The organism is Acetivibrio straminisolvens JCM 21531, assembly GCF_000521465.1.
GTDB lineage: Bacteria > Bacillota > Clostridia > Acetivibrionales > Acetivibrionaceae > Hungateiclostridium > Hungateiclostridium straminisolvens.
Genome location: NZ_BAVR01000009.1, coordinates 1 through 15189 on the forward strand (window position 1 = coordinate 1; position 15189 = coordinate 15189).

Annotated in this window: 15 protein-coding genes and 3 pseudogenes; 17 read left to right on the forward strand and 1 reads right to left on the reverse strand. The window is 38.3% G+C overall.

Annotated features, from left to right (window positions below):
• Window positions 1-412: 412 nt before the first annotated feature.
• Window positions 413-1483 (reverse strand): branched-chain amino acid aminotransferase, encoded by a 1071-nt coding sequence (locus JCM21531_RS03670; RefSeq protein ID WP_038287485.1) that lies wholly within the window; start codon window positions 1481-1483, stop codon window positions 413-415.
• 297 nt (window positions 1484-1780) lie between these two features.
• Between JCM21531_RS03670 and JCM21531_RS03675 the strand changes: the two genes are divergently transcribed.
• From JCM21531_RS03675 to JCM21531_RS03755, 17 genes and pseudogenes are all read left to right on the forward strand, one after another.
• Window positions 1781-2227, forward strand: a complete 447-nt coding sequence (locus JCM21531_RS03675) for a YqeG family HAD IIIA-type phosphatase (protein WP_243467158.1) — start codon at window positions 1781-1783, stop codon at window positions 2225-2227.
• A 107-nt stretch (window positions 2228-2334) separates the two neighbouring features.
• On the forward strand, window positions 2335-3231 hold the full coding sequence (locus JCM21531_RS03680; protein WP_038287488.1) for a shikimate dehydrogenase: 897 nt from the start codon (window positions 2335-2337) through the stop codon (window positions 3229-3231).
• A gap of 50 nt (window positions 3232-3281) precedes the next feature.
• The gene (locus tag JCM21531_RS03685; protein WP_243467159.1) at window positions 3282-4817 is read left to right on the forward strand and encodes a GspE/PulE family protein; all 1536 of its coding nucleotides are present in this window, start codon (window positions 3282-3284) and stop codon (window positions 4815-4817) included.
• Window positions 4818-5041: 224 nt separating this feature from the next.
• Entirely contained in the window at window positions 5042-5893 is an 852-nt protein-coding gene (locus tag JCM21531_RS03690) for a prepilin peptidase (protein WP_054846989.1), read from the forward strand.
• A gap of 85 nt (window positions 5894-5978) precedes the next feature.
• Window positions 5979-6244, forward strand: a pseudogene (locus JCM21531_RS03695) (late competence development ComFB family protein).
• Between the two features lie 158 nt (window positions 6245-6402).
• Complete coding sequence (locus JCM21531_RS03700) at window positions 6403-7260, forward strand: TIM barrel protein (RefSeq protein ID WP_038287492.1); 858 nt, start codon at window positions 6403-6405, stop codon at window positions 7258-7260.
• A 1-nt stretch (window position 7261) separates the two neighbouring features.
• A pseudogene (locus tag JCM21531_RS03705) lies at window positions 7262-7617 on the forward strand (type II 3-dehydroquinate dehydratase); the annotation flags it as partial.
• A 118-nt stretch (window positions 7618-7735) separates the two neighbouring features.
• Window positions 7736-8815: an aminopeptidase P family protein gene (locus tag JCM21531_RS03710; protein ID WP_038287584.1), complete on the forward strand. Its 1080-nt coding sequence runs from the start codon at window positions 7736-7738 to the stop codon at window positions 8813-8815.
• A 213-nt stretch (window positions 8816-9028) separates the two neighbouring features.
• Window positions 9029-9586, forward strand: a complete 558-nt coding sequence (efp, locus tag JCM21531_RS03715; RefSeq protein WP_038287495.1) for an elongation factor P — start codon at window positions 9029-9031, stop codon at window positions 9584-9586.
• Window positions 9587-9721: 135 nt separating this feature from the next.
• On the forward strand, window positions 9722-10138 hold the full coding sequence (locus tag JCM21531_RS03720) for a CD1247 N-terminal domain-containing protein (RefSeq protein ID WP_038287498.1): 417 nt from the start codon (window positions 9722-9724) through the stop codon (window positions 10136-10138).
• A gap of 212 nt (window positions 10139-10350) precedes the next feature.
• Entirely contained in the window at window positions 10351-11361 is a 1011-nt protein-coding gene (gene spoIIIAA, locus JCM21531_RS03725) for a stage III sporulation protein AA (protein WP_038287502.1), read from the forward strand.
• Between the two features lie 2 nt (window positions 11362-11363).
• The gene (gene spoIIIAB / locus JCM21531_RS03730) at window positions 11364-11885 is read left to right on the forward strand and encodes a stage III sporulation protein SpoIIIAB (RefSeq protein ID WP_038287504.1); all 522 of its coding nucleotides are present in this window, start codon (window positions 11364-11366) and stop codon (window positions 11883-11885) included.
• Between the two features lie 106 nt (window positions 11886-11991).
• Window positions 11992-12186 (forward strand): stage III sporulation protein AC, encoded by a 195-nt coding sequence (gene spoIIIAC, locus JCM21531_RS03735; protein ID WP_003518775.1) that lies wholly within the window; start codon window positions 11992-11994, stop codon window positions 12184-12186.
• Between the two features lie 24 nt (window positions 12187-12210).
• A complete protein-coding gene (gene spoIIIAD, locus JCM21531_RS03740; protein ID WP_038287509.1) occupies window positions 12211-12597 on the forward strand; it encodes a stage III sporulation protein AD in 387 nt (128 codons plus the stop codon).
• Between the two features lie 203 nt (window positions 12598-12800).
• A pseudogene (gene spoIIIAE, locus JCM21531_RS03745) lies at window positions 12801-13881 on the forward strand (stage III sporulation protein AE).
• A 22-nt stretch (window positions 13882-13903) separates the two neighbouring features.
• A complete protein-coding gene (gene spoIIIAF, locus JCM21531_RS03750; RefSeq protein ID WP_038287512.1) occupies window positions 13904-14530 on the forward strand; it encodes a stage III sporulation protein AF in 627 nt (208 codons plus the stop codon).
• Window positions 14531-14540: 10 nt separating this feature from the next.
• Window positions 14541-15164: a SpoIIIAG-related protein gene (locus JCM21531_RS03755; protein ID WP_038287515.1), complete on the forward strand. Its 624-nt coding sequence runs from the start codon at window positions 14541-14543 to the stop codon at window positions 15162-15164.
• Window positions 15165-15189 lie beyond the last annotated feature (25 nt).

Consider the following 15189-nt stretch of genomic DNA (forward strand, 5'->3'; position numbering starts at 1 on the left):
TCAGCTTATGCTTTTGCTTTGCTATTTTATTGGTAATACAATTTATTACTTTTTAATGCACAACACTAATATTACTAGTCTGTACATATTATCACGTTATCACGCGCTGTCAAAGCATTGCTGGTTTTGCCGCAGTGTGTCCCATAATATAAAATAAGGGTTCCCCATTACTGATTCTTTCTTCTCATGAAAACAAGCGATGTTTCCCGTATCGCGGAACCCTCGTTTTCAGCTTTTCAAGCAAAGAAAACTTTAATTCTTGCGGAACTCTTGCTGGCAAGTACGGCCAAGCTTCGTCTGGTGCACTGAATAGCAAACAACTTTCCCAATACAACAAAAGCTTGAATATAGAGAACCAAAACTAAAAAGCAGATGAGAAAATCACCTGCTTTTGAAAAATTTTATATGGTTGTTATTTTACTTCCTCAATCCATCCGAAGGTGTCTTCTTTCTTTCCGCTTTGAATACCCGTGATAGTATCGTAAACGAACGTAGATGTTTCTCCGATTTTTCCGTCATTTATTTTTATTATATTACCGTTCCAGTTTAGTTCACCGATAGGAGAAATTACTGCTGCAGTTCCGGTACCGAAAGCTTCCTGAAGAGTTCCTGCGGCGTGGGCATCGTATATTTCCTGTATGCTTATTTTTCTTTCGGTTACTTTTACTCCTGATGCTCTAAGAAGCTCAATTGTAGATTGGCGGGTTATTCCTGCGAGGATACTGCCTTCGAGGGAAGGTGTGATAACTTCATCGTTAATTTTGAAGAATACATTCATGGTACCGACTTCTTCAATGTACTTTTTCTCAACTCCGTCAAGCCAGAGAACCTGTGTATAACCCAGTTCCTTTGCTTTAACCTGTGCAATAAGGCTTGCGGCATAGTTGCCGGGAGTTTTTGAATAACCTATACCACCCTTTACGGCGCGGACATATTCGGTTTCAACATATATTTTTACAGGATTGATTCCTTCTTTATAGTAAGCACCTACCGGTGAAAGAATGATCATGAATTTGTAAGTCCATGAAGGTCTGACTCCAAGGTATGGGTCAGTTGCGATTATAAACGGACGGATATAAAGAGAAGTACCTTCAGCTTCGGGAATCCAGTCCCTTTCGACATTTACAAGAGTTTTGCATGCTTCTACGGCAAAATCAACGTCTATATGAGGTATACACATCCTGTCGTTCGAAACATTGATTCTCTCCATGTTCTTTTTAGGTCTGAAAAGAAGGATTCTTCCTTCAGGTGTTTTGTAAGCTTTTAAGCCTTCAAAGACTGCTTGGCCATAATGGAATACCATTGTACTGGGATCTAAAGAAAGAGGGCCGTACGGAACAATTCTCGGATCGTGCCAGCCTTTCCCTTCAGTATAATCCATTATAAACATATGGTCTGTGAAGATCTGGCCAAAGCCCAAATTATTTTGGTCAGGTTTGCTTTTAGGATTTTGTGTTTTTTGAATACTGATTTGGTAGGACATATTTATTTAACCCCTTTCAATAATAACATTTAACTAAAAATTTTCGGAATATGAATATTCCTGTATTTCTTTGTACATATGATATAATGAATTGATTCTTTAACCAGGAATCTTATATTCTATTATGCTACTTTTTTTTAAAAATCCAGTACTTTTAAATGTTGAGAAAAAAATAATTCGCCATAACTCAACGTTTTTATTGCTATGCTGTTACATTATTGCTATTATAGTTATAGCTTGTTGAATAATATATGAATAATATATATGAATTGTATTATAGTGACTTGGAGGAGTAAAATGCTGGAAAAATTTTATCCGGATTTGCAAGCAGACAGAGTACAGGATATTGATCTGGATTTTTTGGTTAAAAACAATATAAAAGGTCTCATTCTTGACATAGACAATACACTTGTACCTGAACATGTAGAAGAGGCAGATGAAAATACAATAGCTTGGATTGACAAGGTTAGAAAAATGGGGTTTAGGGTTTGCATTGTGTCAAATGCTTCGGAAAAACGTGTGATTAAATTTAATAACAAGCTCAATGTTGATTTCATCCACAGGGCTTCAAAGCCCAGTTGCAAGTCATTTGTCAAGGCTATGGAAATAATGAATACCAAAGCTTCGGAAACAGCTGTAATTGGAGATCAGATTTTTACCGATATATATGGGGGAAACAAGGTTGATATGTTTACGATACTGGTTACTCCCATAGACAAAAGAGAGTATTTTTTGTCAGATTGAAAAGAATAGCTGAAAAGTTTGTCCTTGCAAAAATGAAAAATAAAAGATAGTCATAGATAGACATAGATAATAAAAAAATAAGCTGAATGATGGAGAGAGGAAAAACTATGGATATTGATGTTAGGGTAACAGGAAAGACAAGGTTGTTGGGGCTTGTTGGAAATCCGGTTGAGCATTCCATATCACCCGAGCTTCATAATTCATTGAGTACGCTCCTTGGGCTAGATATAGTTTATGTTCCTCTGGCGGTTAGGAAAGAGGATCTTGAGGCAGTGGTAAAAGGCCTCAAGTCTTTGGATTTTATAGGTTTCAACGTTACAATTCCTTACAAGAGGGATATAATGAAGTATCTTGATGAAAACTCGAAGGAAGCAATACTGATGGGAGCTGTAAATACGGTAAAAAAGATTGAGGGCCGCCTATATGGCTATAATACCGATGCGGAAGGTTTTTTGAGGTCATTTAGGGAAGAAGCGGGAGTGGGCTTTAAAGGCAAAAAGGTTGTGATTATTGGAGCCGGAGGAGTGGCTCGTGCAATTGCCGTTAAGATTGCCGGCGAGAATGCGGAAAAAATCAGTCTTGTAAACCGTACCCCCGAGAGATCCATTGAGCTTGCCGATGTTGTAAATGAAAATGTAAAAGAGATAGTTCAGGTGTACAATTTTGAAGACAGGATTTTCAGGATGGCTTTTGAGGAAAGTGACATTATTATTAACACTACGTCGGTGGGTATGTCTCCTAAAACTCGGGAAACTCCGATTAAATTTACTGAATGTTTTAACAAAAATCAGATCGTGTATGATGTAATTTACAATCCTGAGAAGACGAAATTTTTAAAAGATGCCGAAAAAATGGGGGCAAAGACCGTTAACGGACTTGGAATGCTCTTTTATCAAGGAATAAGCGCCTATGAAATTTGGACAGGTGTCAAGTTTACTGAGGATAAATTAAAGGATATCTATGATTCTTTCAAGAAATATTTAAAAGTAAAGTCGTCGAAATAATTTACATAAAATCTCGAAGTCTCGGGAATTAAAGTCCAGGGAGTGAGTTTATGTACAAGCAGAGGAGAAAGAGGCTTGGCGACCTTTTAATGGAAGCCGGGCTTATTTCAAAAGAACAACTGGATAAAGCTCTAGAGCTTCAAAAAACTACCGGCAAGAAGCTTGGAGTTTTGCTGGCTTCTGAAGGAATTGTAGCCCAGGAAGATATAGTGCGGGTTTTGGAGGGTATGATGGGTATTTCTCATGTGGCACTGGAGGAATACAACATTGATCCTGCTATTTGCAATTTAATTCCCGAAAAACTTGCCAGAAGATATGAGTTGATTCCTATAGACCAAAAAGACGGTGTGCTTACAGTTGCCATGAGCGATCCTTTAAATGTGTTTGCAATTGATGATGTTGAAGTTTATACAGGTATGGAGGTTTTGCCTGTAATTGCTTTCTCCCCGTCAATAAAAAATGCCATAGAAAAGTACTTCAAAACACAACATATTTTGGTTGAGCCGGTTAAGGAAAAGGGGATTTTATTTAAAATTGATGAGGAAACTATAGAGCTTGAAAGCATTGAGGCTGACGATGAACCGGCTTCAATGCTTGTAAATTCCATAATAGAGCAGGCCATAAGAAGTCAAGCGAGCGATATACATATAGAACCTTTCCAAAATGTATTGAAAATAAGGTTTAGAACCGATGGACAGATGCACGAGGTCATGAGAACGGGAGTGGATATGCTAAAGGGCGTAGCATCAAGGGTAAAGGCCATATGCGGTATGAATATAAACGAAAAGGCGGCGCCGCAAGATGGCAGAGTTGTTGTAAGCGCTGATGAAAGAGATTATTATCTCAAAGTATCTATTCTTCCCACCGTTTTCGGTGAGAAAATAGCAATCCATATTGTGGATAAAAAGACTTCCGTCATTCCTAAAGACCGGCTGGGAATGACTAAGGAAGACCTTGTGAAATTTGATAAAATAATAAGAAGTCCGCAGGGCATGGTTTTGGTAACAGGGCCGGCAGGAAGCGGAAAAACCACGACTCTTTACACCGCCATAAATGAGATTAACAGTCCGAATATCCATATAATTACTATCGAAGACCCTGTTGAATACGTTATTGAAGGAGTAAACCATGTTCAGGTGAACAGCAAGACGGGCTTAACTTATGAAAAGGGTCTTGTTTCGATTTTAGAACAAGGACCGGATGTAATCATGATTGGTGATATAAAAGATGCAAAAATTGCTGAGATAGCTGTAAAAGCCGCTATCGAGGGACAGCTTGTTCTGGGAGCTTTTCATGCCAATGATGCCTTGGACGCGATCATAAGGCTTGTAGAAATGGGAATAGAGCCGTTTTTTATTGCATCATCTCTGGTGGGAGTAATCTCCCAAAGGCTTGTACGCAGAATTTGCCCAAAATGCAGGAAAAAGCGTGCTGCAACGGGTGAAGAGCTTTCGCTTCTTGAGTTGGATGCTCCTGTGAAGCTGTATTCGGGAAGAGGATGTGAGGAGTGCTCGGGTACCGGATACAAAGGAAGATTGGGAGTCTTTGAAGTAATGGATGTGGCAAAAGCCTTAAAGAGCTCATAAAGGAGAGCAGAACGAAGGAAGAATTGAAGAAACTTGCTGTTTTAAAGGGCATGAAAACTCTGAAGGAGAATTTAAAACAGCTTGTTCTTGAAGGAAAAACCACTGCTTCCGAGATGTCAAGAATACTGTTTTTTACAGAAGAATTATAAAATACTTTAAAATTGTCTTATCTTGCTATATAATAATTATATTAAAATTTTACAAATGCAGAAGAGGTATAGAAAATGGGGACTTCATTGAATCTTGGACAGTTGTCTGAAACCGGTTTTATGATTTTTTGCTACCTTTCAGTGGCTCTTCTTGGGCTGTTTGTCGGTTCGTTTTTAAATGTTTGCATTTACAGGATACCAAACAATGAATCTATCGTAAGGCCTCGATCCCACTGTATGAAATGCGGGCACAAACTTGGTGTGCCGGACCTTGTACCTGTTTTCAGCTATGTATTTTTAAGGGGCAAGTGCAGATACTGCGGTCAAAAGATTTCTCCGAGATATGCTCTAGTTGAGCTGCTGACAGCCGTTGTTTATTTGCTTTTGCTTTACAAGTACGGGTTGTCTGTGGATTTTTTGGCATCGGCTTATCTTATGGCCATACTCATAGCCGTGTTCTTTATTGATCTGGATCATATGATAATTCCCAATGGGCTTGTAATAGCGGCTTTGATTGGAGGAGCTCTGCCTTTTGTTTATAATATTTTCAGACCTATGGATATTTATGCGGACCGTAAATGGTGGAATCCTTTATTGGGTGCTTTTATAGGATTTGGCTTCCTGTTATTGGTGGCAATTTTGGGTTATGTAGTTTACAAGACCGACGAGGCGATGGGTGGCGGTGATATCAAGCTGTTTGCTCCGATAGGCCTTTTCCTCGGATGGAAGATGACTATAATGACGCTGTTTATATCCTTTGTGTCAGCAGGAGTTATCAGCATTATACTGCTTTTGCTTAAAAAGAAGGATAGAAAGAGTACTTTCGTTTTTGGCCCCTTTATTGTAATCGGTACTTTTTGCACCTACCTTTTCGGATGGGAACTTTTGAATTGGTACTTGGGTACTTTGGCTATATACCAGGGATAAATGGACTAAAGTAATTGTTCGTATGTCCGATATTTATTGTGATATAAAGCTTAAAAAAGTGTAATTATTGAGGGAGGAAATCAAAATGAGTCAAATAAAAAACTATATGGAAGAGGTAGTTTTTCGCTGATGAAGGAAGTACTTTGTGATATTAACGTATGCAGCTGTGAAAAATGTAAAATGGATATAGCAGCCATAGCGCTCAATGATTTGCCTCCAAAATATATTGTGACCGATAAAGGGGAGCTGTATTCAAAAGTAAATTCTTTGAAGCAGCAGTTTGAAGTTGATGTTATATCTGCTTTGACCAAGGCTGCGGTGATGGTAAAGAGAAATCCAAGGCATGATTGAAATAGACCGCTATATTAATATAAGTTGTGTCATATATTATTATAAAATAATCGATGATAGAATGAATATTGGTTTTAAAACGGTTAATCATTAGTTATAATAATATTATGCTTTAATCTTTTTGATTGGAGCATAATATTTTTTATGGGTGATTATTCTTGGTAAGATTTGGACCTTCGGGTAATTCCGAAAACTTTTATAAAGAAGGGCGCAAATCCTCTGTTGAAATGCCGGCATGGCTTTCTAAGATGGGTCTTGATGCTTACGAGTATCAGTGCAACAGAGGCGTTAATATTGGCAAGGATATGGCGAATAAAATAGGAGAAGAGGCTGAAAAAAACAATATATTTATGAGCATTCATGCGCCCTATTATATAAATATGGCAAGCCCTGAGGAGGAAAAAAGAATAAAGTCCAAAGGATATATAATCGAGTGCATGACGGTAGCAAAATGGATGGGAGCAAAGAGGATAGTAGTCCACACAGGCTCGTACAGCAAGGTTGATAAAAAGTGGGCACTTGAGACATCAGCCCGGCTGTTTGGTGAGGTACTGAAAGAAGCAGACAGCCTTGGACTTGGAGATATAATGATTTGTCCGGAGGTTTTGGGAAAGAATAACCAGATTGGATCTTTGGATGAAATAATTGAAATGTGCAGAACTAATGAAAGGCTTTCTCCCACAATTGATTTTGCCCATATCCATGCAAGAGGACAGGGAAGTCTCAATTCTGTTGAGGATTTTGAAAGGGTAATAAATATGCTTGAAAACTCTTTGGGGACAGATAGAGTAAGGGAGCTTCACTGCCACTTCAGCAGGGTTGAATTTACCAAAGGTGGCGAGAAGAAGCACTGGAATATCGATGACACACAGTTTGGACCTGAATTTGAATATTTGGCCGAGGTGATTATAAAAAAGAAAATAAATCCGGTCATTATTTGTGAATCAAGGGCCAATATGGCTGAAGATGCTTTGAAGCTGAAGAAAATATATAATAAAATGGTAAAGGGGATGTAAAATGAAAAAAGTACTTGTGATTAACGGTCCTAACTTAAATCTTTTGGGGACCAGGGAAAAGGATATTTACGGTGAGGAGACTCTTGAGGACATAGCCAGAAAAATGAATGCCGAAGCAATTAAGTTAAATGTCGATTTAAGCTTCATTCAATCAAATCACGAAGGGAGATAATCGACAAGATACATGAGTCAAGGGGAAAAATTGATGTTATAATAATCAATCCCGGAGCATATACCCACTACAGCATTGCCATAAGAGATGCCATAAAAGCTGTTGAAATTCCGACAATTGAGCTTCATCTGTCAAACATACATGCCAGGGAAGAGTTTAGAAGCAAGTCGGTAATCGCTCCTGTGTGTGTAGGTCAAATCTGCGGATTTGGAAGTTTGGGGTACATACTCGCACTTAATGCCGCCCTGATGATATAGCAGGCTTTTTTAAAAGTTTGTGAACTCTATGAGGAAAGGTGATTTAATGGAAAATCTGACAGGAAAGAGACTTGATACTTTTAGATTGAAGTTGAAAGAAAAGGGAATTGATGCCGCAATAATCGCAAAAAATGCAAATTATTTTTATCTTTCGGGATTTACAGGTAGCTTTGCGTATCTTGTAATTACCCAAAACGATGCTGTGTTGGTGACGGATTTTAGATACAGGGAACAGGCAAGGGTTCAGGCTCCTCTTTTTCAAATAGTGGAGTATAACGACAATATTTATTCTTTCCTAAATGAGATTGTAAAGTCAAAGGGTATCGAAATTCTTGGATTTGAGGAAGATTATATAACATATAGAAAGTTCAAAGAATTTGAGAATAAATTTTCGGTCAAAGAGCTAAAGCCTCTTGAAGGCATAGCTGAAGTAATGAGGATGAAAAAGGACCAAAGGGAGCTGGAAATTATTAAAAAAGCCGTGAAAATTGCCGACGATGCTTTCAACCATATACTAGGGTTTATAAAGCCCGGGGTAAAAGAGGTAGAAATTGCTGCGGAGCTGGAGTATTTTATGAAAAAGCAAGGGGCAAAAGGCACATCTTTTGAGACGATAGTTGCGTCAGGAGTGCGTTCGGCACTTCCCCATGGAGTAGCCTCGGAAAAGGTAATTGAGATGGGGGATGTTGTAACGATGGATTTCGGAGCGGTATTTGAAGGTTATTGCTCAGATATGACAAGAACGGTTTTTGTAGGAAAGCCGAAAGAGGAGCTTTTAAAGATTTACAATACTGTTCTTACTGCTCAAAAAACTGCCTTGGAAGGTGCTGTAAAGGGCTTGAAAGGCAAAAAAATTGATGCTATAGCAAGAGAAATAATTTATAACGAAGGTTTTGGATTTAACTTCGGCCATGGATTGGGACACGGTGTGGGGATTGAAATCCATGAAGAGCCGAGACTTTCACCTTCGGGGGAGATAATAATGGATGACGGTATGGTTGTTACTGTGGAGCCCGGTATTTATGTCAATGGTCTTGGCGGTGTGAGAATTGAGGATATGATAGTAATTAATGGAAACAATCCTGATGTTTTGACATCGTCGAAAAAGGACATGATAGTATTGTAGGGATATAAAGCTTATATTTTTACTATAAAAGAAAATTTTATCTTGAAATAGTTGCGATTTTAATTTAATATTAACTATAGGTTTATTATACAGATTATATGTGATAACGGTAAAGATATGCATAAGTTGGAGTATAGCTCAATTGTACTGGTACAAGTATTTATAGGGCCTGTGACTTATGTTATTCAAGAAATATTTTTGGAGGGATTTTAAATGATTTCAGCTGGTGATTTTAGAAATGGAGCGACTTTTGAGCTCGATGGTCAGATATTTCAGGTTGTTGAGTTCCAGCACGTTAAACCGGGTAAAGGAGCTGCTTTTGTTAGGACTAAATTAAAAAATATAGTAACAGGTGCTACTGTTGAAAGAACTTTTAACCCGACTGACAAGATGCCAAAGGCCCATATTGAAAGAAAGGACATGCAGTATTTATATAATGACGGTGATCTTTATTATTTCATGGATGTTGAAACCTTTGAGCAGCTGCCGCTGGGTAAGGATAAAATCGGTGACTCTCTTAAGTTTGTAAAAGAGAATGTTGTTGTAAAGATTCTTTCTCATAAAGGCAATGTTTTCGGAATAGAGCCTCCTAACTTTGTTGAGCTTGAAGTAACCGAAACGGAACCCGGTTTCAAGGGCGATACGGCTACGGGTGCAACCAAGCCGGCTACTGTTGAGACAGGAGCTTCTATTAAGGTTCCGTTGTTTGTCAACATAGGAGATATTATAAGAATAGATACCAGAACCGGAGAGTATATGGAAAGAGTATAATGGTTATAATATACTTGGGTTGGAAGTAATAACAATGCAAAAGTTCGCTTCCAACTTAATTTGTATTATAACAAGACTTCTTTTGTTATTAAAGTATAGAGAGGTTAATCAAATATAACATACGGGAGGTATTTTATGAGCTTTATAAAAGAAAGGGTCTCATATTTAAGGGGACTTGCAGAGGGCATGAAAATCGATGAATCCACTAATGAAGGAAAGCTTTTAAAGGCAATGATTGAAGTGCTTGATGACATTGCGCTGGCTGTGGAAGATATTGAAGAGGTTCAGGAGCAGTTGGAAGAACAGGTTGACAGCATTGATGAGGATTTGGAAGAGTTTGCTAGAATTTTGTTTGATGATGAAGAAGAAGATGATGATGACGATGTTATTGCACAGATAGAGTGTCCTCATTGCAACAAAGTCTTTGACCTTACCGAGGATATGATAGACTGTGACAGCGATTCTTTTGAGTGTCCTCATTGCAATGAAGAAATAGCATTCGAATGGGATTGTGACTGTGAAGACTGCAATCATGAGGAAGAGAATAATTAATAGATTTTAATATACTTATAATAAAGGATGGACGTGGAAAGTGTTTTTCCATGTCCATTCTTTTTTGCCTCTAAGATTGAAATGAAATATGCAAAAGACCATTCCTTCTGTCGAGATTTTATTGTCATAAAATCGGACAAATCCAAATATTAATTAATATCGAATAAAACAAGCTTTAGCCGGAGGATAAGCGGAAAACAGGGAGGGCTTTTATGGTTACAAAAGAAGATTGCATTTTTAGTGTTGAAAAATTGCAGTGCTTTGAGAAGGACATTTTAAGAATGATATGCTCGCCGATAAGAGATGTCATAAAAAAAGTTCCGGTGACGGAGCTAATGACCACAGAAGAGATAAGACTTCGGGCAAACAAGCCTTTGATGATTCAAAACGAAAAGGGGAGTTTTTTTGTTAATTTAGACGGCAGACTTACGACAAACAGGCTGAATTTATTTTATGTCAGCCAGGAGCAGATAGCAAAAACGCTGGAGCTTATAAGCGAGAACTCCATTTATGCTTTTCAGGATGAAATAAGGAACGGTTTTTTGACCATAAGGGGAGGCCATAGAGTAGGTATTGTGGGACGAGTTGTTTTAAATGGAGATACCGTAAAAAACATTAAGGATGTTTCAGGGCTCAATATAAGAATATCGAAAGAAGTTGCCGGGTGCTCCTCAAAAGTTTTAAAGTACATAATTACTAGTGAAAAACATGTTTACAATACTTTAATCGTATCTCCTCCCCAATGCGGAAAAACAACTTTGCTAAGGGATATAACACGAGCTATTAGCGATGGCATTGAAGAAATGGGGTTTAGAGGACTTAAGGTGGGATTAATAGATGAACGCTCGGAGATTGCAGCCTGTTACAAGGGGGTACCCCAAAACAGAGTCGGGACGAGAACCGATGTACTTGATGCATGTCCCAAGCAAATTGGCATGATAATGATGCTTAGAGCTATGTCGCCGGATGTTATTGTGACGGATGAAATAGGAAACAAGGGCGACGAAGATGCTCTTATTCAGGTGCTGAATGCAGGGGTAAAAATAATATCTACGGCGCACGGATACAATGTTTCGGAATTAAAAAGCAGGAAAGAGGTCTTGAACCTGATAGAAGAAAAAATGTTTGAAAGATATATAGTTTTGAGCGCAAGAAAGGGGCCCGGCACAGTTGAAGAGATAATTGACGGGACCAATATGAGTATTTTGTACAAAGGAGAATGAGTATGCTGCTTAAGATTATCGGAAGCTTGATTGTATTTGTATCGAGCAGTCTTTTGGGATACATGTACTCGAGGCGGTGTTCGAAAAGGCCTGGGGAGCTGAGAACTCTGCAAGGGTATCTTCAGATATTTGAAAATGAAATAAGCTTTATGTCCAATGTTTTGAAAGATGCTTTTTCAAAAATATACATGCATGATGACAGCGGTGTTGCGGCTTTTTTCAAGGGAACGGTGGATGCCCTTGAAAACGATTCGGGACTTAATGCCAGTGAAGCATGGACCAAAGCCGTAAAGGAAAATATAAAAAACACATCTCTAAACAGTGAAGACGAGGAAATAATTATTTCCTTCGGAAAAATGCTGGGAAGCTCAGATGTTGAGGGACAAATAAAAAACATCCGGCTTACTGTTAATCAGCTAAAGCTTCAGGAAGAAAAGGCAGAAGAGCTGAGGGCAAAGAATGAAGCTATGTACAGAAATTTGGGAATACTTGGCGGTTTGGCAATAATCATTATATTGTTCTAATTTTGAATCGGTTGTGAATATACTTGTACTAATAAGGGGCAAACTTGATTCCAATTTTGGGGAAGGGTCGCTTATAAAAAGAAAAACACGGAGGAGAAAAACAGATATGAATATAGATTTGATTTTTAGAATAGCGGCGATAGGAATTCTGGTATCTGTTTTGAACGCATTGCTGAACAAGTCCGGAAGAGAAGAACAGGCCATGATGACCACATTGGCAGGGTTGGTTGTGGTATTGATGATGATAGTTAAGGAAATAGCAAACCTGTTTGATGCAGTTAAAACACTGTTTCAGTTTTAAGATTTTAAGAGGCGGATGATAAAAATGGAAATATTTCAGATTATCGGATTGGCTTTGGTTGCTACAGTAATTGCTTTGCTTCTTAAAGCGCACAGACCCGAACTGGCATTGCAAATCAGTCTGGTTACCGGAATAATCATATTTCTGGTTATACTGGGGAAGATTACAGCAGTCGTGGACTTGTTAAACAGTTATGCACAAAGAGTGAACATTGATATGGTTTATATAAATACCCTTTTAAAAATTGTGGGTATTGCCTATATCGCTGAATTTGGTGCCGAGGTATGCAGGGATGCGGGAGAAGGAGCAATTGCATCAAAAGTGGAGCTTGCTGGAAAAGTAATTATTGTTGTGATGGCAGTACCAATAATAACCTCGCTGCTGGATCTCATAATCAGTGTTATGCCTTAAAAAAGGAAAGTGCCAAAATATTATTTATTAAAATTGCTTGAATGGGGAAAAGGTGTATGAAAAGCAAAAGATATTTTGCCAAATGTATTTTAGTATTTATCCTTATTATGGTATTGACATGCCTGTGTCTTGTCTCTTTGCCGGTATATGCCGGCAGCAGTGATGAAATATCTCTTACGGACAAGAGTATAGAGGAGAAAATTATGGAAGAACAGATTGAGACGGACGAGGTGGATTCTATTGAAAAGGAGCTCGAAAAGTACAAGGATGAAAAAATTGATGAAATTTTGCCCGGCTATGATCCGGAGAAGATAATCCGGGATGTGGCAAAAGGACAGTTTGGTTTTGATGCTCCGGATATAATAAACAGGATTTTGAGCTATCTTTTTAAAGAGATCTATTTGAATATGGACGTATTGATAAAACTTATTGTATTGGTAGCGCTATGTGCAGTCCTCAATAATCTTCAGACATCTTTTTTAAACAAGAGTGTTGGAGAACTTGCTTTTTATGTGTGTTATATAGTATTGGTGTCCGTACTGTTGGTAAGTTTCAGCTCAGTGGTAAGAGCGGGAACGGAAATAATAGATCGAATGGTAAACTTTATGTATTCATCGATACCTGCCTGGTGACGCTGATTATATCGTCCGGGAACATTTCATCGGGAGGTGTATTGCAGCCATTGCTCATAATGGTGGTGCAAGTTAGTGCCACGATAATAAAGAATATACTCATACCCCTTATCGTACTGTCCACTATCATATCCATAGTGGATAATATATCCGATAAAATTCAGATATCAAGACTTTCCGGTTTCTTAAAACATGTAACTCAGTGGACATTAGGCTTATTCTTACGGTCTTTGTGGCAATAGTTTCGCTTCAGGGGTCTTTGGGAGCGGTTGTTGACGGAGTAACAAGCAAAACTGCCAAATTTGCCATAAGTGCATTTATTCCTGTGGCGGGAAAATACTTGGCAGATGCTGCCGATGCAGTAATTGGCTGTACTCTTCTGATTAAAAATGCCGTGGGAGTGGCTATTATGATAGGAATTTTAGTTATATGCCTTCTTCCTTTGCTGAAAATGCTTGCAGTCATTCTCTTGTACAGAATGAGCTGTGTTCTTTTGGAACCTTTGGCAGAAGGGCGAATTATAAAGTGTATAAGCGATGTTGCAAATTCCATGACCTATATTTTGGGGATTGCAGCTGCAGTGGCATTTATGTTTCTAATGACAATTACAGCACTGATATTGGCCAGCAACATCAGCACAATGATAAGATGAATTTCAATAAACGGAGGAGAAAATGATAGAGTTTTTAAAAAATTGGGTTTTAAATATTGTCACTCTTGTCGTGTTTATTATGCTGATAGAAATGCTGATACCTTCGGGTAAGTTAAAAAAGATTGTAAATTTGGTTACCGGTTTTATTCTGGTAATTGGACTTATAAATCCGCTTTTGGAATTGATTGGAAGAAGAATCGATCTTACTGAATTTCAAATGGCAGGCAGTAATTACATAGATAAGAAGGAGGTGAAGATAAACAGTGAGGTTTTAGAGGAAAGACAAATAAGGCAGATAACAAATGTATATAGAGAAAAGATTATATCTCAACTCAAGTCAATAACACAGGACATAGAAGGAATTAGAGAAGCAGAGGCCGATGTCATAATCAATGAAGACTATACATCGGAAAGATTTGGAGAAGTAAAAAAGGTTTATTTGTATCTGTCTTTGGAAAATGCGAGCGAGGAAATAAAGCATGTTTTAAGCGTAAAGAAGGTGGAAATCGACCTTGGACAATCGGAGGATGTTACTACTTCCCACGAAAAACAGCTTGACGAAAAAATAAGAGTTGAGCTGGAGGATAGAGTGACAAGGCTCTTAAATGTACCGAAAGATAATATAGTGATTTCTCTTGTAGAGGATTAAGGAGGATAAAATGGGCAAAATAAAAGAAACTATAAAGCGTCTTAAGAGCATGCTGGATAAGGATAAAAACAACAAATGGGGTGAAAATCTGGTCATACTTATTATAATCGGCATGATTGTAATAATCGCCGGAGGAACTCTGTTTGGCGGTAATGAAAAGAAAAAAGACGAGAGCAAAAACATAAGCAGTGAAAACTTGGGAGATACCCGGGAAGTTTTAAATGTCGATGTTGACGACGAAAAATCCCAGTTGGAAAAAGACATAGAAAATATACTGGGAAAGATTCAGGGAGCGGGAAAAGTTACTGTGATGATTACTTATGCCTCGGGAAAAGAGATAGTTCCCTATGCGGATGTAAAGAGAAGCGACAACAGCACCAATGAAAAGGACAGCTCCGGAGGTACGCGAATGATCGTTCAAAGCAACTATGAAAGCAGCGTAGTGTATGAGGAAAATGACAAGGGAGTGAAAAAGCCCATTATAGCAAAGGAGCTTATGCCGGAGATAAAGGGTGTTCTGGTGGTTGCGGAGGGTGCATCTGAGGCAACAGTAAGAGAAAATCTCATTAATTCGGTCAAGGTTTTGCTGGATATTCCCGTCCACAAGATACAAGTAGTGGAAGGAGGAAAATAAAATTTATTAAATGTAATTTATATAG